Origin of the sequence: Bythopirellula polymerisocia (assembly GCF_007860015.1) — a bacterium.
In the GTDB taxonomy this organism is placed as follows: domain Bacteria; phylum Planctomycetota; class Planctomycetia; order Pirellulales; family Lacipirellulaceae; genus Bythopirellula; species Bythopirellula polymerisocia.
The window spans coordinates 354,852-371,854 of sequence record NZ_SJPS01000007.1; the positions used below are offsets into that span (position 1 = coordinate 354,852).

General features: G+C 53.6%; 18 protein-coding genes. 10 read left to right on the forward strand and 8 right to left on the reverse strand.

Features of this window, described 5'->3' with window-relative positions; genetic code table 11:
* Nucleotides 1-49: 49 nt before the first annotated feature.
* The 3 genes from Pla144_RS20470 to Pla144_RS20480 all read right to left on the reverse strand — a co-directional run bounded on the left by Pla144_RS20470 (nt 50) and on the right by Pla144_RS20480 (nt 3,052).
* The gene (locus tag Pla144_RS20470) at nt 50-1,075 is read right to left on the reverse strand and encodes a hypothetical protein (protein WP_146452568.1); all 1,026 of its coding nucleotides are present in this window, start codon (nt 1,073-1,075) and stop codon (nt 50-52) included.
* A gap of 154 nt (nt 1,076-1,229) precedes the next feature.
* Nucleotides 1,230-1,709 (reverse strand): CbiX/SirB N-terminal domain-containing protein, encoded by a 480-nt coding sequence (locus tag Pla144_RS20475; protein WP_197530867.1) that lies wholly within the window; start codon nt 1,707-1,709, stop codon nt 1,230-1,232.
* Nucleotides 1,706-3,052, reverse strand: coding sequence for a replication-associated recombination protein A (locus Pla144_RS20480; protein WP_146452570.1), 1,347 nt, complete (start codon nt 3,050-3,052; stop codon nt 1,706-1,708). The genes Pla144_RS20475 and Pla144_RS20480 overlap by 4 nt, the downstream gene beginning before the upstream one ends.
* A 200-nt stretch (nt 3,053-3,252) precedes the next feature.
* On the opposite strand from Pla144_RS20480, the gene sthA reads away from it, so the two are divergent.
* Nucleotides 3,253-4,701, forward strand: a complete 1,449-nt coding sequence (gene sthA / locus Pla144_RS20485) for a Si-specific NAD(P)(+) transhydrogenase (protein WP_146452571.1) — start codon at nt 3,253-3,255, stop codon at nt 4,699-4,701.
* 41 nt (nt 4,702-4,742) lie between these two features.
* Nucleotides 4,743-5,141 carry a gamma-glutamylcyclotransferase family protein gene (locus tag Pla144_RS20490; RefSeq protein WP_197530868.1) on the forward strand — a complete coding sequence of 133 codons (399 nt, stop codon included), beginning with the start codon at nt 4,743-4,745 and terminating at the stop codon, nt 5,139-5,141.
* Here the strand turns inward: Pla144_RS20490 and Pla144_RS20495 are convergent.
* The 4 genes from Pla144_RS20495 to mntR all read right to left on the reverse strand — a co-directional run bounded on the left by Pla144_RS20495 (nt 5,138) and on the right by mntR (nt 8,929).
* Nucleotides 5,138-6,370, reverse strand: a complete 1,233-nt coding sequence (locus Pla144_RS20495; RefSeq protein ID WP_146452573.1) for a M16 family metallopeptidase — start codon at nt 6,368-6,370, stop codon at nt 5,138-5,140. The genes Pla144_RS20490 and Pla144_RS20495 overlap by 4 nt on opposite strands.
* The gene (locus Pla144_RS20500; protein ID WP_231936464.1) at nt 6,357-7,625 is read right to left on the reverse strand and encodes a M16 family metallopeptidase; all 1,269 of its coding nucleotides are present in this window, start codon (nt 7,623-7,625) and stop codon (nt 6,357-6,359) included. Before Pla144_RS20500 ends, Pla144_RS20495 begins: the two co-directional genes overlap by 14 nt.
* 86 nt (nt 7,626-7,711) lie before the next feature.
* Nucleotides 7,712-8,293 carry a GNAT family N-acetyltransferase gene (locus Pla144_RS20505; protein ID WP_146452574.1) on the reverse strand — a complete coding sequence of 194 codons (582 nt, stop codon included), beginning with the start codon at nt 8,291-8,293 and terminating at the stop codon, nt 7,712-7,714.
* 222 nt (nt 8,294-8,515) lie between these two features.
* Entirely contained in the window at nt 8,516-8,929 is a 414-nt protein-coding gene (gene mntR / locus Pla144_RS20510) for a manganese-binding transcriptional regulator MntR (protein WP_146452575.1), read from the reverse strand.
* 122 nt (nt 8,930-9,051) lie between these two features.
* Here mntR and Pla144_RS20515 point away from each other — a divergent pair, with 122 nt between their 5' ends.
* The 7 genes from Pla144_RS20515 (at nt 9,052) to Pla144_RS20545 (ending at nt 16,042) form a co-directional block, all read left to right on the forward strand.
* Complete coding sequence (locus Pla144_RS20515; protein ID WP_146452576.1) at nt 9,052-10,116, forward strand: DUF1559 domain-containing protein; 1,065 nt, start codon at nt 9,052-9,054, stop codon at nt 10,114-10,116.
* A 3-nt stretch (nt 10,117-10,119) separates the two neighbouring features.
* Nucleotides 10,120-10,452 (forward strand): hypothetical protein, encoded by a 333-nt coding sequence (locus Pla144_RS20520; RefSeq protein ID WP_146452577.1) that lies wholly within the window; start codon nt 10,120-10,122, stop codon nt 10,450-10,452.
* A gap of 13 nt (nt 10,453-10,465) precedes the next feature.
* Entirely contained in the window at nt 10,466-11,467 is a 1,002-nt protein-coding gene (locus tag Pla144_RS20525) for a metal ABC transporter solute-binding protein, Zn/Mn family (RefSeq protein WP_146452578.1), read from the forward strand.
* A 48-nt stretch (nt 11,468-11,515) separates the two neighbouring features.
* Entirely contained in the window at nt 11,516-12,283 is a 768-nt protein-coding gene (locus tag Pla144_RS20530; protein ID WP_146452579.1) for a metal ABC transporter ATP-binding protein, read from the forward strand.
* Nucleotides 12,280-13,560, forward strand: coding sequence for a metal ABC transporter permease (locus Pla144_RS20535; RefSeq protein ID WP_146452580.1), 1,281 nt, complete (start codon nt 12,280-12,282; stop codon nt 13,558-13,560). Before Pla144_RS20530 ends, Pla144_RS20535 begins: the two co-directional genes overlap by 4 nt.
* Nucleotides 13,561-13,597: 37 nt before the next feature.
* Nucleotides 13,598-14,899, forward strand: coding sequence for a metal ABC transporter permease (locus Pla144_RS20540; RefSeq protein WP_197530870.1), 1,302 nt, complete (start codon nt 13,598-13,600; stop codon nt 14,897-14,899).
* 147 nt (nt 14,900-15,046) lie between these two features.
* Entirely contained in the window at nt 15,047-16,042 is a 996-nt protein-coding gene (locus tag Pla144_RS20545) for an acyl-CoA desaturase (RefSeq protein ID WP_146452581.1), read from the forward strand.
* An 88-nt stretch (nt 16,043-16,130) separates the two neighbouring features.
* Here the strand turns inward: Pla144_RS20545 and ndk are convergent, their stop codons facing one another.
* Nucleotides 16,131-16,589, reverse strand: coding sequence for a nucleoside-diphosphate kinase (ndk, locus tag Pla144_RS20550; protein WP_146452582.1), 459 nt, complete (start codon nt 16,587-16,589; stop codon nt 16,131-16,133).
* Between the two features lie 225 nt (nt 16,590-16,814).
* Here ndk and Pla144_RS20555 point away from each other — a divergent pair.
* The coding region (locus Pla144_RS20555) for a hypothetical protein (RefSeq protein WP_146452583.1) at nt 16,815-17,003 on the forward strand (189 nt) is incomplete at its 3' end.

Genomic DNA, 17,003 nt, shown 5'->3' on the forward strand with positions numbered 1-17,003 from the left:
TTAAAGAATCAACATAGCATATCGAGTTCAATTTATCGCCGCCCAAAGGCTACTTGTTGAAACTGTTGCCCGGCTTGCCGAATGAGGGCCTTGGCCGACCGCCACCGCCGGAACGGTTTGCAACCCGTGAGAATCCCGACCTACGAACAAGATTCGCAAGAGTTTGGCCCTCGGGCGGAATCACGAAAAACTGGGGATCATCAATTACCCATGGGGTCGACCAGTTCCGGCCGTCTTCCCAATTGGCTACGTTGACAAACATGTTGTCGAAATAGAGACATTCCCAACCGTAGGCAAACGTGCTGAACAGATGATCTTCTTCGGCGAGATCTTCGATCCCCGCATGGGCGTAGTAATGAATGCGACCGTCGGGAGTGAAAGTCATGCCAAAAGTCCACCATCCTGGTTCCATAATTTTTGGTCCAGCCAGATCCAAGCCTGATTGCTGGGCGCGAAAGCTTAGCTGTGCATAATCTTGCTCGATTCCCTTGCTGGTCTCACTGCGAAAGAGGATGAAAAAACCTGGCCAATAAGCCTCAATTTGGCCATCGAGATTGCGGCCGCGGCAATCGCCACGCACTCCGAACGAAGCGCCGGTCCGATTCTCCCATTTCTCAAAGGGCGGCAAGTAAACGCGAACCGTAAAACTGGGCGTCCAGCCCACCGGCACCGCTTGACCCAACCGCCCCATCACACTCATCAGCAAGTCATCTTGCATTTGTGTGTTAGAGATCTGCCCTGGAATTCCAGACAGAGAAGTGCGGAGCATGAGCGCGCCTCTACTTCCCGCTAATCCATTCGGTGGGGTGGGGACACGCTTGATAAAGTCGGGTTGGCCGCGCATGGCACTTTCGTACCAGCGGCCATTTCGCGAGCGGCCTCCCGGCGGTCGTTGTTCCTCATCTTGTTCATGGCTCGCTTTTTGGCCGTTCATGACGTACGACCAGCTGACGTCCTCAAAGTTGTCGCCGACTATCTCAACTTTTTCGCCGCTGCCGGGCACGATGGGTTCGGCATGCAAGCTTGATGCAAAGAAAAACCAAGGAGCAATAAGTAGTGCAATAATGCGAAGCATCGGACACGATTCCTGAGATGAGAAAGGTTTTGACGAGAGGTGGAGCTGCGCGCTTACTTGCGCTCGATCCATAAACCGCCTGCGAGTGGTATCGGCAATCCAGTTTGTGCCGCTAAACTTTACCCAGTCGGAAAAGTCAATCAACTCAGGTTTTTCAGGGCAACAAATTGCAGCCAGTGCTATCGCTGCACAGTTCGCATTGCGTGCTGTCACCCGCAACTCGCGAAAGACAAGCGGCAATTCGCTGGTCGATCACTTGGAGCATTAGGGGGTGGAGTCCTAGCGGAGCAGTGACCAAATGCCGAATCTTAGGCCAGGCGGCAGCAGCTTCAGCTGCCAGGCGCGGGATATCCTCGTGCCAGTGCCGCCCAGGAGAGAGAAAATATGGAAATACGATTACCAGTGTTGCCCCTTGCTCAGCGCAGCGGCCGAAGGCTGTGGCGATCGAGGGTTCAGCCAGTTCCATGTGGGCCGGTTCGACAATGGACCACGAAGAGTTTGCTCGAAACGCTACTACTACGTCCAGAAGTAGGTCATTGCTCTCCGCTCGGCGCGAACCGTGGTCGACTAGAATTACGGCTACTTTTTCGGAGGGAACTTCAAGTTTTGGAGGTACTTTGGACGGAGTTGTCACTCTGCAGTATCCTCCATGCCTGGAATTGGCTTTGCTGACCGCAGTTTGGCACGGATCGCTTTCAACCGCTGGCCCAATTCCTGCTCGAAGCCGCGATCTACGGGGCGATAATATTCTCGCTCGACCCCTAGATAATCCTGGGCGGCGACTCCCCCTTCTGCAATATGGGCGTATTCATATCCCTCGCCGTGGCCCAAACGCTTGGCACCGGCATAGTGGCCGTCGCGTAGATGGGTGGGGACTGGCACTGTGCGTCCTTGGCGAACATCGGCTCGAGCCTCGCCAATTGCCAACGTGGCAGCATTTGATTTTGGTGCGCAAGCCAGATAGGCAACCGCTTGGGCAAGATTGAGCTGGCACTCGGGAAGTCCTACAAACTCACAGGCTTGCATGGCAGCGATAGCTAATGGCAAAGCGTGGGGATCAGCATTGCCAACATCCTCGCTCGCCAAGATGACCAGCCGTCGAGAGAGAAATCGAATGTCCTCGCCCCCCTCTAACATGCGTGCAAGCCAATAAATCCCCGCATCGGGATCGCTGCCGCGAATGCTTTTGATTAGGGCGCTGATGGCATCGTAGTGAGCGTCGCCGTCCCGGTCGTATTGCACGGCCTTTCGCTGCACGCTTTCGGCAGCGAGTTCGAGCGTGAATTCGACTGGACGATCATCGCAGGAGAGTACGCCGATTTCTAAGGCAGAGAGTGCTTGGCGGGCGTCGCCGTCGCACGTCTCAGCTAAAAACCTAGCAGCGTCTTCATGCAAGTTCACCGGTATTGCTCCCAGTCCACGTTCGCTGTCTGCCAAGGTGCGTTTGAGCAGAAGTGTAATGTCCTCGGTACTGAGAGGCTGGAATTCGAACACGCGGCTGCGACTGACCAAGGCACTATTGACCGCGAAGAACGGGTTGGAAGTAGTTGCCCCCACCAACACAACTGTGCCTTCTTCCACGTCAGGCAGGAGAGCATCCTGCTGTGATTTATTGAAGCGATGGATCTCGTCGACAAAGAGCAGAGTTCGAAGCCCTTCGGCGGCCAGAATATCACGAGCCTCGTCGATTAATCCACGCAGGTCTTTCACACCGCTGGTGACGGCATTGAGTTGTCGAAATCGACAACGGGTTTCCGTCGCCAGGAGGTGAGCCAACGTTGTCTTCCCCGTCCCTGGCGGGCCATAGAATAGCAGTGCCGACAACCGATCTGCCTTGATAAGCCGATGAAGCAATTTCCCTTCGCCAAGAAAATGCTGCTGACCAGCGAACTCAGCCAAGGTTCGAGGGCGCATTCGCAGGGCGAGCGGCTGGGCTTGGCGGCGGTTTTCTGCCTCGGCGGCGGCGAACAAGGACATGACATTTGGATCTTGAAATTGGTTGTTTCCCTACAACCGTTGTATGCGGAAGGGCTTCGCCCGCCTAGTCTACCGGTAATTCCGGCAAGGTTTCACTTTCTCATCTGATTCGGTATGATGCGTCGATGCGGATAAGGAACTTCGTTCCTGTTTCGTTACCCCCCGCCTTGCCAGCTCACCCCCCAGGGAACCTCCCTCCCATGAGACACTACGATTGTATTGCAATCGGCACTGGTCCCGCCGGCCAGAAGGGTGCCATCCAAGCCGCCAAGCTCGGCAAGCGTGTGGCGATCATCGAAAAGAAGCAAGTATTGGGAGGTGCCCAGATCAACACAGGCACAATCCCTTCAAAAGCCCTTCGAGAAGCCGCATTGCATTTGACCGGTGCCAGCCATCGAGGTCATTTCGGAAGCTCGAAAAAGGGACGTAAGGATATCACAGTCGCCGAGTTGGTAAGTTTTTCCCAGCGGGTAATTCGACACGAGTGGGATGTAATTCGTGACCAGTTTGATCGCAATGGGATTGACCTCCTGTGGGGCAAGGCGAGATTCACCGGTCCGAACGAATTAGCTATCGACGGCCCAAACGGAGAAGAACGCGTCTCAGCCGAACGGTTTCTGGTAGCAGTGGGTACTAAACCAGCTCGACCAGATTCGGTTCCATTCAACGGGAGCAGTATCTTTACCAGCGACGAGGTGTTGCGTCTCAATCATCTACCTCGGACGATGATCGTAGTAGGCGGCGGTGTGATCGGAACCGAGTACGCTTGTATTTTGGCAACGCTTGGGGTCCAAGTGACGCTCGTCGAGGGTCGGAAAAGTGTACTGGGATTCTTGGACCAAGAGATCGCTGACGCTTTCCAGTATTTCATGCGTCAACTAGGAATCACTTTGCGCCTCGGTGAGAAAGTTGAACGCATCGAGGAAGTGGAGTCCGTCAATGGAACAACACACCGTCTTGTTCAGGCTCAGCTCGAATCTGGCAAGACGCTGCGGGCTCAAACCCTGTTATATGCCGTCGGTCGCCAAGGAGTGTGTAGCGAATTGGGCCTGGCAAATGTAGGTATCGAATTCGACGATCGAGAACGACTCCAAGTCAACGAATTTTATCAAACGAACATCGAACATGTTTATGCTGCTGGCGATGTGATCGGCTTTCCTGCATTGGCTTCGACGAGCATGGAACAGGGTCGCCGAGCGATCTGCCATGCATTCGGTTGCAGCGACGTGACCAATTACAACACATCGCTATTCCCCTACGGCATTTATGCCGTGCCGGAGATCTCGATGGTCGGCAAAACCGAAGAACAGCTTACTGCTGAGGGGATTCCTTACGAAGCGGGAATCGCCAACTACCGAGAAATCGCCCGGGGACAAATCCTGGGTGATGAGCTGGGGATGCTTAAGATGCTCATCCACCAGGATACGCATAAAATTCTTGGCGTCCATGTTATCGGCACCGGTGCCACGGAGCTGGTGCATATCGGCCAAGCGGTCATGGCCCTGGGAGGAGATGCCGAATTCTTCGTGAATAACGTATTCAACTTCCCGACCCTTGCTGAATGCTACAAAGTGGCGGCCTATAACGGGTTGAATAAGTTAAATCATGTCTACTCTGGAACTTGTGAAGCCGTTTCGTTAAGTTTGTAGGCATGAATCAGCAGATTCATTGCCCAAACCCGAGCGATTTAATGCGATTGTTTACATACGGCACGTTGATGTTTCCTGAGGTGTGGCAGCGCATCTCCATCGGTGAGTTCCCTGCTCGGCCGGCGACACTGCGCGGCTACGCCATCTTTCGAGTGAAGAATGCTGTCTATCCGGGGATCATTCGGGCAGAGGAAGATTTGGTCGTGAATGGACTTCTCTACGACGATCTCGACGACGACACGCTGTTCGAATTGGATACCTACGAATCTAGTTTCTACAAGCGGATTCCGGTTGTAGCCATTACCGCAGATGGTGCTGAGCAGGAATGTCATGCCTACGTTGTACCCGATAATCGGCGGGATTTGCTAACCGACGAGTCTTGGGACGCGGTTCAGTTTCGTAAAAGCGAGCTTGAGAAGTATCTACATGGACAACATTAGGTCGGCCAGGATTCTAACGGGCCGATCGTGACTGTTGTGTGCCGAGTTAGCGGGAAATCAGTGAGCACTTGCTCGATCTCATTGATTGTCACGGCTTCGAGAGCTTTTAGATCATCGGCCACACTTCGATACTCGCGGCGTTGGAGCCAGTTGCCACCGACATTGAATAGTCGATTGCGAGGCCGCTCACTGCCAAGCACGACTCGGGCCTTGACCTTGCTTTTGGCCTGATGAAGTTCTTGCTCTGTGAAACCTTGTTGCTGCGCAACACCTTGAAGCTCGCTCATCCGAGAATAGTTTTCGGCGGCGTCTTTGGGGGCGCAACTCAGCCAACTGAAATACATCCCTGCCCCTTGATATTCGTAGTGGCCCGTGCTGGCACTCTCCACAATTCCAGGATCGACAAGCTCCCAATAGAGTCGACTCCCAGAATCATCACCAAACATGGTTGCCAAGAGCTTGGCGGCAAATCGTCGGTCGTCTTCCGCAGCGGGGGCGTCAGCCAACTGCAAGACATACTGCTGAGTTGACGCCGGACGGGCCACACATTGAAAACTTGAATGAGAATGATAAGGGGGCAAGTCCCTGACCGTCAAAGCTGGTTTCCATTGGCCGCAGCGGCTTTCCACCTGCTTGACCAAGGCATCGAAGTCAACCTTTCCAGCCGCAGCGACGAATAGGTTGTCCGATGCATATCGCGACTCAAAGTAATCCCTCATTTGTTCGACGGCGAGTTCGCCAACGGTGAACTCGGTCCCTAACACGCTACGAGCTAAGGGGTGCAGGCCGTAGTGGAGTTCTTTGATTTTGTCGTCCATGCCAAACGGCGGCTGATCGGCATACATCTGGATCTCTTCGATGATGACCTTCTTCTCCATGTCGAAGTCTTCCTCGCGAAGGCTGGGACGCATAATGTCGGCTAGTATGTCGATCACTCCCTCCTGATATTCGGGCAGCACCGAGGCGTAGTAGACCGTGTTTTCCTCGCTCGTGAAGGCATTGTAATGGGCCCCCAATTCATCGAACTCACGGTTTACATCATCCGCCGACCGGCGCGGAGTTCCCTTAAATACCATGTGCTCCAAGAAATGGCTCACACCGGCGACTTCGTCGGTTTCGTCTCTTGCGCCGGTGCGGACGAAAAAACCCAGGCCCACTGAGTGAGCAGTGTCATTGCATTCGGCGACAATTTCCAGGCCATTGTCGAGCGTGTGACTACGAAACTTCACGGGGCAACTCCAAGGGACGTGGTCCTAACGTAGCAAAAGTAAAGTCCCGTGGAGGATGCGACTCGAGATACTCGTTGATCATAGGACCGGTCAATTCGTCTACCAATTGGCCAAGCTCAACAAGAGTGCGGACACGGCCGAGGTGATACCATTCCCGGGCAATCGACCCACTCCGCGAGCTTGTGGACTCCTGCTGCATGATCAGCCCGCTCTTAATACGAGCTTTCAGCCGGGAAAGCTCTTCCGGCAACACGCCATCTCGCAGTCTCAAAAGCTCAGCATGGGTCACGTCCAATGTTTCCTGGGCACGTTCTTCTGATGTCCCCGCATAGCAAAGCACACGAGCCCGATCAAGTTGCGTTTGGAGAGATGCACTCACGGTATAGCAGAGTCCACGGCGTTCGCGGACCTCAGTAAAGAGTCGCGAGCTCATCCCGCCACTGAGAACACCCACTGCAGCCCAGGCCCTCAGATAGTCCGGATCTCGGTAGGGGACACTCGGATAGGCAATGCCAATATGGCATTGATTCGAGTCATACTCAAGATGGGGGGCACCCATGTCAGCTTGCTTTTCGACGATCATAGGAACATCGTTCACTTGCCAATCGCCGAATAACTCTTCGACATGATCTACAAGCTGTTCCCACTCGAAATTTCCAGCCACCCCCAGGATAGCGGAATTCGGACGATAATAGTGTGACCAGTGCTCGGTAAGCTGTGGAGAGGAGATGGCAGCTATTCCCGCTTCACTACCGTGGCTCGAACGTCCCCATGGTTCGGGATAAGTCCGCCGCCGCAATTCGATCATGAGTCTTTGTGACGGTTCATCATCGATAGAATAGATCTCCTGTAAACAAACCGATTTGCCTGCGTCCAGTTGATCACCTGGCAAATGGGGCCGACGTACGATGTCGGAGTAGATAGCCAACATCTCGTAGAGACTGTCTGCGAGTGTGGCCGCGCTGAAACTAGTCTGCGTCGCACCGACGGACTCGCCTCGCTCGACACCTAGAACTTCTAAATCATTGATCAAAGCCCGGCTGTCGCGACTGCCTGCTCCGCGAAGCACCATGTCACACAACACCGATGCAAGGCCCAGGCGATCAACAGGATCGGCACTGTAGCCACACGGCACAAGCAGTGTTATTGCGGCAGACTGGACCGAGTTGTTCGGTTCGCCAACCAGCGACATACCATTGGCCAGCCGATGTGAGAAGATCGTATGGGGGAGTTTTTTATCGGTGGTAGCAGTCATCGAGGGATGCAAATCCTGAAATCGCCAAGTATCCAGTGAAGCTCGGTTCAGACGAAGGATTCGGCCCCACGAGCAATGCAGCAAGCCTAACTTCCTGCGGGGATACAGGCAAGTTCAACTGATTTGTAGAGGGTGCGGACCGAGCGAAAACCAAGCCGCTGGTAGAGCTGCACGGCACTGCGGTTTTCGGCCGTTACTTCAAGGCCAACGCGAGTGATTCCCACCTGCTGCATACCCAATAAACTGGCCACCAGCAATCCCTTACCCAGCCCCAGGCCTCGATGGTCGGCAACTACACCGACGTTTTGAATGTTTGCGCCATTCTTTTGAGTCCGGACCGCCTGGATCGTGCCACAGTATTCAGCGTTGCGAAAACCCGCTCCGACGTACTCGACTAGCCAAGTCGCTTCGGGCACGAAGCCATCCTTTGCCTTAATTTCTGACATCAGCCTCTGGCAGCCTTCCAATTCAGCTAGACACGGGAAAACTTGGGCATCGATCCCTCCCTGGAAGCTATGATACTTCACTTCAGCATGACGTTGAGTAAGAGAATGGTGCCAGGGAACTAAGAGATACCCATGCGGCAACCGCAGCATAGGAGCCTGCCAACGCAGGAGGTTCATCTCCATGCGGTAACGCTTCACATAATGAAAATTCATGAACCGCATGGCAGGCTGCGACGCACCAAGGGAATCGTTAACACTCAACACTGTTGCTTATAGGATACCACACCCGCCAAAGGAAGAAAGCAAATCCTGCGAAGTTCGGCTAAAATGGCACGCTCAGGTCGCAAATTACCGGATTTAATCCCCTTTCCATCTGAAAAATCCTACGGCCTTGTTCAGACTCATCCACTCTTGAAGAGGGTTGAGAGATCCCAGATGTTAAGACTACTGCTCGTCTAAGAAAGCTTTCATCGCAGCGAGAGTCTCTGGGCTGACATGATGTTCGATCCCCTCGCTGTCGGCAGCAGCAGCAGACTCGCCAACTCCAATCGCCAATAAGAATTGGAACACCACTTCGTGACGCTGCTGTGAGGTCTCAGCCAGCCGACGTCCAGCTTTCGTGAGTTCAATAGGGGCATAAGGGGCAGTGGTGACGTAGCCGTCTCGTTCCAGGCGACTAATAGTACGATTGACCGTAACGTGGCTTACTTGAAATTGCTGAGCTAAATCTACGGCTCGACAAGTGCCACTGGCATCGACAATATCGGCGATAGCCTCGACATAGTCCTCAGCCAGCTCCGTGCGATGATCGGAACGGACGCGAGAATGGCGATTAATCTTTTGTTTTTTGGTTGCCAAAAGCGAATCTCTCTAAATCCGAGAATATTTTCTTTCTCCCCTTGCAACAAGTTTAGCCAATGATACACTTAAAGGCAAATGTAGCACAGGCTACACATCGATGTCCCTGTGGAAAATAGGTTATGAATCGGTTGAGAATTCGCGGTTTCAGCTTGGTTGAATTGCTTGTAGTCATTGCCATCATAGGCACCTTGATTGCTTTATTGTTGCCCGCCGTTCAGGCGGCGCGCGAGGCTGCCCGGAGGATGCAGTGCGTCAATAACCTCAAGCAATTGGGCCTAGCGATGCATGGTTTTGAGAGCAGTCAACGGAGGTTGCCTCCTGGCTATGCCTCAAATTCGACCAGTTCACCTCCACCAGCAACGCGAGACCCTTCCACCTGGGACGCCCCACCCGGATGGGCTTGGGGGGCCTATTTGCTTCCTCAGCTAGAGCAATCCGCCATCAGTAACCAAACCGACCCAAAAATTCCTTTATGGGACCCCCGACACGAGCAGGCTATTGGAACTACCTTAGAAACTTTTTTGTGTCCGACAAGTTCTGGTCCCAGAGAGCCGTTCTTGGTAACCGATCCTTCCGGGAATCCGCTGATGATAGAAGGACGGCAAGTCGAAGTTGGCCGCTCGCACTTTGTTGCCAGCCACGGTCAGGAATCTTGTTGGGGCGAATGTGGTGCGGACCCTACGGCTCTGATATTTACTAACATCTATACAAGTGAGACTGCTGTAGTTCAAGTTGAGGGGGATGTCTCAAAGGTCGCAGATGGGCCTTTTTATCGAAATTCAGTTACCGAGTTTCGCGAAATCGCTGATGGATTATCTAATACTATTTTTTTGGGCGAACATTCATCGGCGTTGAGCGACAAGACCTGGGTAGGGGTTGTCCCTGGTGCTTTGACTTTGCCGAAGTTCTTGTCTCCAGAAAATGGCGACGATGCTGCCGCAACGCTCGTGTTGGTTCATGGTGGACCATCGGGAGGAGAACTGGACATCACTGGTTTTCCAATTATCCATCCGGTAAATTTCCCCACCCTCCATGTAGGACAGATGTACGCCGAGCACCCCGGAGGAGGCAATGTGTGCTTCGGCGACGCGGCAGTGCAGTTCGTGTCGGAAGATGTTGATCTGCTGCTTTGGGCTGAAATGTCCAGCATCGCTGAAGGCGAATTATTTAGCCAGGATTTCTAAACAATGAGTGTACAAGACCACAAAAAAAAGATTGTGATTGCAGGTGTCCTGGGCACACTCGTTGCGGCCTTTTTGGTGCTTCCTAGTAAGTATGAAAAGGTTAGTAAGCAAACTTATGATCTAAGTTCCGCACTTTATTCGTCCTGCAACAGACACGATGGTTCGCGACTAGCACAAGTACAGAAAGAAATTGAGGCAGGTTTGGAGAAAAACGAAATCTCGACCCAAGAAGCCCAATGGCTGGGAGAGATTCTTCATCTCGCCCAGAAGGGAAACTGGACAAAGGCTAGAGCTAAAGCCAGGCAACTAATGGAAGATCAAGTTCAATACCCTTAAAAGACGAGATGTCATGCAAAGAACTCCAAGACCAGTTGTTCACTACATATTTGATTGCCTCAGAAATTTACTTGTAGGTTTCGCGCTTATCGCTTTGTCGGGTTGCCAAGATTCAGTAACGCAACTATCCGAAGGCATTCAAGGCCAGACATTTCGAGGATCTTATCCTATCAAGATCGTCTGCACTACCGGCCAAGTGGCCGAAATGCTCACACGGATTGGCGGAGAGTATGTGAAAGTAGACGCTTTAATGGGTCCGGGAGTGGATCCCCATCTCTATCGGCCGATTGCGTCGGATGTCGGAAAACTTAATGATGCCGACGCGATTTTTTATAATGGCTTGCACCTGGAAGGGCGCATGACGGAGATGTTTGTGCAGATGGCCCGGCAAAAAGGGACCTTTGCAGTGACAGAAGGTATTGTCGAGCGCAATGACTCTCGACTGCGTGAACCACCCGAATTTGCTGGACACTACGACCCCCATTTGTGGCATGATGTGGCACTGTGGGCTGATTGCACGAATGATGTGGCGGAGATGCTGGCTGAGTTTGACCCAACCCATGCCGAAGACTACCGGGCGAATGCTGCAGAGTATGCGGCGGAGTTGCGTGAGTTGGACTCGTATTGCAGAACGGAGATCGCTCAGATTCCAGCAGATCGTAGAGTGTTGGTAACAGCTCACGATGCGTTTGGCTATTTTGGCAAGGCGTATGGCCTCGAGGTCTTTGGCCTCAAGGGGATCAGTACCGAGGATGAAATTGATCTGGCCCATCAGGAGGAAATCCAGAAAATGTTGGTCGAGCGTAAGGTTCCGGCTGTTTTTGTTGAGTCGGCTGTTGCCCCACGGACGGTGCGTGCCTTGGTGGAACCGTGTAAAGCTGCAGGACACGATCTCAAGGTCCCCGAGGAGGAGCTCTATGCCGATGCCCTGGGTCCTGCCGGGACTGAGGACAGTACATACGCGGGTATGATCCGTCACAACGTGCTAACGATCGTCAACGCCCTTTCGCCTTAAGAGACAGAACTGGTCGCAGAAGAGACCAGTCCATTGAGATTCCTATTCATGAGTCAGACCGCATTTGAAGTTCATGATATGACGGTTGCCTATCACCGGCGGCCAGTGCTTTGGGATATTGATCTGGAAATTCCCGAGGGAAAGCTTGTCGGCATCGTGGGTCCCAATGGAGCGGGCAAGACGACACTTATAAAAGCTGCCCTGGGATTGGTGCAGTTGGCCAGCGGCAAAGTAGAGATCTACGGCAAGAGCTACGAAGAACAAAGGCATCTGATCGGCTATGTCCCACAGCGAGAGTCGGTTGACTGGGATTTTCCCGTGACGGTTCGGGACGTAGTCCTGATGGGAACCTACGGTCGACTGGGCTGGTTTCGACGTCCAGGAAAGGCCGAACTTGAAATTGCCGACCGTTCCTTGCAGCATGTCGGCATGGGGGCATTTGCCAAGCGACAGATTCGCCAGCTATCGGGCGGACAGCAGCAACGTGTGTTCTTGGCACGGGCCCTTGCCCAAGAAGCCCAGATCTATTTTCTCGACGAACCCTTTGCAGGCGTTGATGCGGCAACAGAGTCTGCCATTGTGGAACTACTCGAAGAACTCCGAACATCGGGTAAGACGGTGCTAGTGGTGCATCACGATCTGCAGACCGTCAGTGACTATTTCGATTACGTCATCCTCTTGAACATGCGGCTGATCGCCTGTGGGCCGGTCGAAGAGACCTTTACAAACGAAAATCTGCAGAAAACCTACGGCGGTCGTCTGACGATTCTCGACGAGGCTGCCGAAGCGATCCGGCGAAGCAAACCCCTCCAATGATCAGTCTTTCGCTCAGCGACAAAGTGATGATCGGCACGGCCCTCTTAGGTGGCATGTCCGGGGTTGTGGGCAGCTTTGCCGTTCTGCGAGGCAGGGCGCTCGTGGGAGACATGCTCGCCCATGCGGCACTGCCCGGAGTGTGTCTGGCCTTTCTCATTACGGGAAATCGACACTTGCTCGGATTATCACTCGGTGCCTTGGCTAGTGGGTTAGCCGCGATCGCAGCGGTGACTGTAATCCTGCGTTGGACCCGTACGAAGGAGGATGCCGCGATCGGGATTGTGCTGAGCACGTTTTTTGGTGCCGGTGTGGTCCTCTTGTCAGTTGTGCAAAAGCCTTCGACCGGCGGTAATAAAGCCGGACTACACGCCTATTTATTTGGTGAACCAGGCGGGATGCTCAATAGCGACGTATTGCTCCTAGCCGGGGTGGCTGTCGTCGTGTTGGCAATGGTTGCACTATTCTACAAAGAATTCTTGGTCGTATGCTTCGACACAGACTTCGCCCAATCGCAGGGGTGGCCTACGCTCTGGCTCGATCTCGCGATGATGGCAGCGCTGGCTGTTGTGACCATCGTCGGCCTCCCGATTGTCGGGGTGATTTTGATGGCGGCGATGATCATCCTGCCCGCGGCAACGGCACGGTTTTGGACCAACCGGCTCTCGGTGATGTTACTAGTGAGTTGCGGATTCGGTGCCGCAGCAGGTGTCTTGGGTACACGTTTAGGACGCGGCTATCCCGCGGGGGCAGCTATCGTGCTCACGGCTTCTTTCTTATTCTTGGTATCGCTGTTGTTTGCGCCGCAGAAGGGTTTGGTTGCTCGACTATTGGTGGAGTATCGTCTGCGTCGTCGTATAGCTGACGAGCATTTGCTACGGACCCTGTACGAGTTGAGCGAGCCACAATTGCCGGAATCACCCGTGATCCCGCTGGAAAGCGTGCGAGAATATCGCCACTGGAATTCACTGGAGCGTGTACTGGAGCGTGCTCGTGACGAGGAACTAATTGAATGGGGGGAGGAGCAAGTGCAGTTGACCCCGCTGGGTGTGCATCGTGCGGCGCAGCTCACAAAAGCTCACCGCCTGTGGGAATTGTATTTGATGGATTATGCCAACATCGCCCCCGACCATGTCGACCGCGATGCCGATGATGTAGAGCACATGCTCCCTGAAGCATTGCTTGTCAAATTAGAAGAAGAGTTAGCTGCCGAGGGTCGGCTTCCAGCAGTATTGGCAGAGGTGCCTGAGTCGCCCCATGAGTTAAGCCCTGAAACCTAGAGTACCTGCGACTCGTTGAGTCTCGGCTATTTGTAATATGTTTGTTGAGTCAACTATTGCTGTAATTGCATCGTTCAGTGAACCCTCGACGAGTACATGGATCATGCTCACGGGGATCACCGTGAATGCTGCATGCGCGCTGGTTGGTTGCTTCCTGATACTGCGAAAGATGAGCATGATGGGGGATGCACTTTCCCATGCAGTGCTGCCTGGGCTGGTCGTGGCGTTTGTGTTGACGGGATCTCGCAGCATGGTTCCTATGTTTGTGGGAGCGGTGATTGCCGGACTGCTTACCACGTTCATGACCCAAACACTCCACCAGTATCTGCGAGTTCCCAGCGACGCCAGCATGGGCATCGTTTTCACCGCAATGTTTGCCGTTGGAGTCGTCCTGGTAAAACAATTTACCGAAGGGTTGCATTTCGATATCGGCTGCGTTTATGAGGGTGCCCTGGAGTATGTACCGTTCGGAGAACGTGTGGCTGGATTGCCTCGGCAACTCTTTACGTCGCTAGTGGTGCTGCTACTGAATTTCGCTGTCTTGATCATGCTTTGGAAAGAACTAAAGCTCAGTGCATTTGATCCGGCCTTGGCGACCACAATGGGTTTCTCCGCCACCAAAATGCACTACCTATTGATGGTACTCGTGTCAGTGACAACTGTGGCCTCGTTTGAAGCCGTGGGATCGATTCTGGTTGTGGCGATGTTAATCGTCCCTGCTTCGACGGCACATTTGCTTAGTGATCGGTTGGGATGGATGGTCGTGCTCTCGGTTTTGATCGGTGCAGTTGCTGCTGTGCTGGGCTTTTGGTGGGCTACCTACTGGGACACCAGCATTAGCGGCATGATGACTGTTGCGGCGGGTTGTCTGTATGCGATCGCTGTACTGGTATCGCCTAGGTATGGTCTCATCAGCAGTGTTCTTCGCAATATACGGATGTCGTTGTTGGTATTGCGCGACGATGTGTTGGCCATGCTCTATCGAATCGAGGAGCTCAAAAGCAGTAAGAAATTCTCGATTGCCGAAACGGCAGCCGCCGTTGGTGGAGGTTGGTTGGCAAGTGTTTCTATCTTCCAATTGCAACGGAGTGGAAATATTGAACAGGCTAGCGGAAGTTTGCAGCTTACAGACCAAGGGCGTGAAGCGGCCCGCAGGCTGGTCCGCTCGCATCGCTTGTGGGAAACCTACCTCGTGGAACAGTTGGGAATGCCGTTGGATCATGTGCATGAACCGGCCCACCGTGTCGAGCATTACATCGATGAGCAGATTCAAGAGCAACTAGCGGCGGAGTTGGAAACTTCCGATCAGGACCCCCATGGCCGTCAGATTCCTCACTAATTGTGCAATTTGTGATCCCCTGTGTGCGACTTCGCACACTCAAAATCGAATGTTTTACAGAGGGGACGCCATTTATTCTGCTCTCGAAATTCGGTATAATGAGTGGCAATAAGAACCTGAAAGCCGCGACCCTTTCGAGCAAGACCCATGGCCACCGATACACTTCCCGAACACCAGGAACACGTCGCTGACGAGGAATACGTCACCCCGCAAGGGCACGAGCATGCCGGGCCGCACCATCTCGAGTGGCCTGCTACGGCAGTCAATCCGATCCGAGTACGCTGGCGCTATGCAGTTGGAATCCCTGCAGTGCATGTGCTGGCATGTTTAGCTTTTTTTCCCTACTTCTTCAGTTGGACGGGGGTTGTACTCGCCATCCTAGGGCTTTACGTCTTTGGGACGCTGGGCATCAACCTATGCTACCATCGCCTACTAACTCATCAGGGGTTCGTGACCCCCAAATGGCTTGAGCACACGTTTGCCATACTCGGGGTCTGCACCATGCAGGATACACCTGCTTGCTGGATCGCCATGCATCGCATCCATCACAAGCACTCCGACGATCGACCTGATCCCCACAGTCCGTTGGTGAACTTCCTCTGGGGACATTTTGGCTGGTTGATGTTTCAGAATCGGGAGTTTACCAATGTCTACGACTATCAACGATTTACCCGTGATATCCTAAAAGACCCGTTCTATATGAAACTTGAAAAGAGCGAGAACTGGCTGAAGGTTTATGCCGCTTCGATGGTGGTGTTCTTCCTGGCCGGCTTTTTGATTGGTTGGCCACTCGGAGGTTCGGTCGCTGCCGGAGTGCAGTTCGGCGCAAGCCTCTTGGTTTGGGGTGTCTTTGTTCGAACGGTACTTACCTGGCACATCACTTGGAGCGTGAACTCGGTCACCCACGTTTGGGGTTATCGAAATTACGAGACCGACGACAATAGCCGTAACAACTGGCTGGTTGGCCTCTGGGCCAATGGCGAAGGTTGGCACAACAACCACCACGCAGATCAGCGCGCCGCGGCCCACGGGCACAAATGGTGGGAATTCGACGTCACTTGGATTACTATCGTTCTGCTCGAAAAACTCGGCCTGGCAACCGATGTGGTACGACCTCGCTGTTGGAAGCAGCAAAAAGCGTAGCGAACCAAGAATTTTGGTTTTTCATATTAACGCCCATGGGTTGCAACCCATGGGCGTTAATTGCTTACTGGACAGCTGCCCGCTGCTATTATTCATCCGCTGCGCGCATCCAGGGGGTGATGGTCGGCGTATCGTCGACTAATTCGCTTGTCTTGAAGTACAACGCTATTTCTCGCTCGGCGGCCTCGGGGCTGTCGCTGCCATGAACCAGGTTCATCTGTCGGCTGCTGCTGAAGTCGCCGCGGACCGTGCCCGGAGCGGCATTTAAGCCGTTGGTGGCACCAAGCATGTCGCGCACCACGCGAATGGCCTCTAACCCTTCGACCACAGCCGCCATCACCGGGCCCCCCGTGATAAAGCCTTCGAGGGTGGGATACCATCCCTTCTCGACGTGCTCGGCATAGTGCTGCTTGGCCAGATCGGGCGTGATCCGCAGCATCTTCATGGCGACAAAGTTGAGCCCCTTTTGCTCGAAGCGGGAAATGATCTGCCCCATCAGGCGGCGTTGGACACAGTCAGGTTTCAGTAGAATAAATGTGCGTTGCATTGGTGTGGTGAGTGGTTGGTGGCTAGTGGTTGATAGAACTAAGCCGCGACGCTATGCGTCGCAGGGATTCGAGCCACGCATTTTAGGGCATCGGCGGAGGCTGCTCAAGTCAAATACTATGCTTTTCCACTCTCCGTGTGAGCGTCTCGAAAGTAGGTGTGAAATTTGCTCTAATTCTGTTGTGCGGGTAAGTCTTCCTATTTTCCACATTTCTAGGAGTCGATCATGTCCACATCTCCCCAGGAATCTTTGGACATCAACGAAGAAGAACAGCTCCTATACGAGCGTTTAGAGGGCTGCTTTGAGCAGGAGCGTAAGCGCGTGGCTAAGCTGCTGGCCGATAAGGACGACTCGAACCTGTTCGGCCAGACGGAGTACGATCTCCGCGACCGGGTGCACGCCCTGGGAGCGAAG

Coding starts and splice junctions, on each gene's coding strand:
- Pla144_RS20535 (WP_146452580.1), top strand. CDS start 12,280: ATGATCAGTCTTTCGCTCAGCGACAAAGTGATGATCGGCACGGCCCTC.
- Pla144_RS20525 (WP_146452578.1), top strand. CDS start 10,466: ATGCAAAGAACTCCAAGACCAGTTGTTCACTACATATTTGATTGCCTC.
- Pla144_RS20515 (WP_146452576.1), top strand. CDS start 9,052: ATGAATCGGTTGAGAATTCGCGGTTTCAGCTTGGTTGAATTGCTTGTA.
- Pla144_RS20500 (WP_231936464.1), bottom strand. CDS start 7,625: ATGACTGCTACCACCGATAAAAAACTCCCCCATACGATCTTCTCACAT.
- ndk (WP_146452582.1), bottom strand. CDS start 16,589: ATGCAACGCACATTTATTCTACTGAAACCTGACTGTGTCCAACGCCGC.
- Pla144_RS20520 (WP_146452577.1), top strand. CDS start 10,120: ATGAGTGTACAAGACCACAAAAAAAAGATTGTGATTGCAGGTGTCCTG.
- Pla144_RS20480 (WP_146452570.1), bottom strand. CDS start 3,052: ATGTCCTTGTTCGCCGCCGCCGAGGCAGAAAACCGCCGCCAAGCCCAG.
- Pla144_RS20545 (WP_146452581.1), top strand. CDS start 15,047: ATGGCCACCGATACACTTCCCGAACACCAGGAACACGTCGCTGACGAG.
- Pla144_RS20490 (WP_197530868.1), top strand. CDS start 4,743: ATGCGATTGTTTACATACGGCACGTTGATGTTTCCTGAGGTGTGGCAG.
- sthA (WP_146452571.1), top strand. CDS start 3,253: ATGAGACACTACGATTGTATTGCAATCGGCACTGGTCCCGCCGGCCAG.
- Pla144_RS20540 (WP_197530870.1), top strand. CDS start 13,598: ATGTTTGTTGAGTCAACTATTGCTGTAATTGCATCGTTCAGTGAACCC.
- Pla144_RS20505 (WP_146452574.1), bottom strand. CDS start 8,293: ATGCGGTTCATGAATTTTCATTATGTGAAGCGTTACCGCATGGAGATG.
- Pla144_RS20530 (WP_146452579.1), top strand. CDS start 11,516: ATGAGTCAGACCGCATTTGAAGTTCATGATATGACGGTTGCCTATCAC.
- Pla144_RS20470 (WP_146452568.1), bottom strand. CDS start 1,075: ATGCTTCGCATTATTGCACTACTTATTGCTCCTTGGTTTTTCTTTGCA.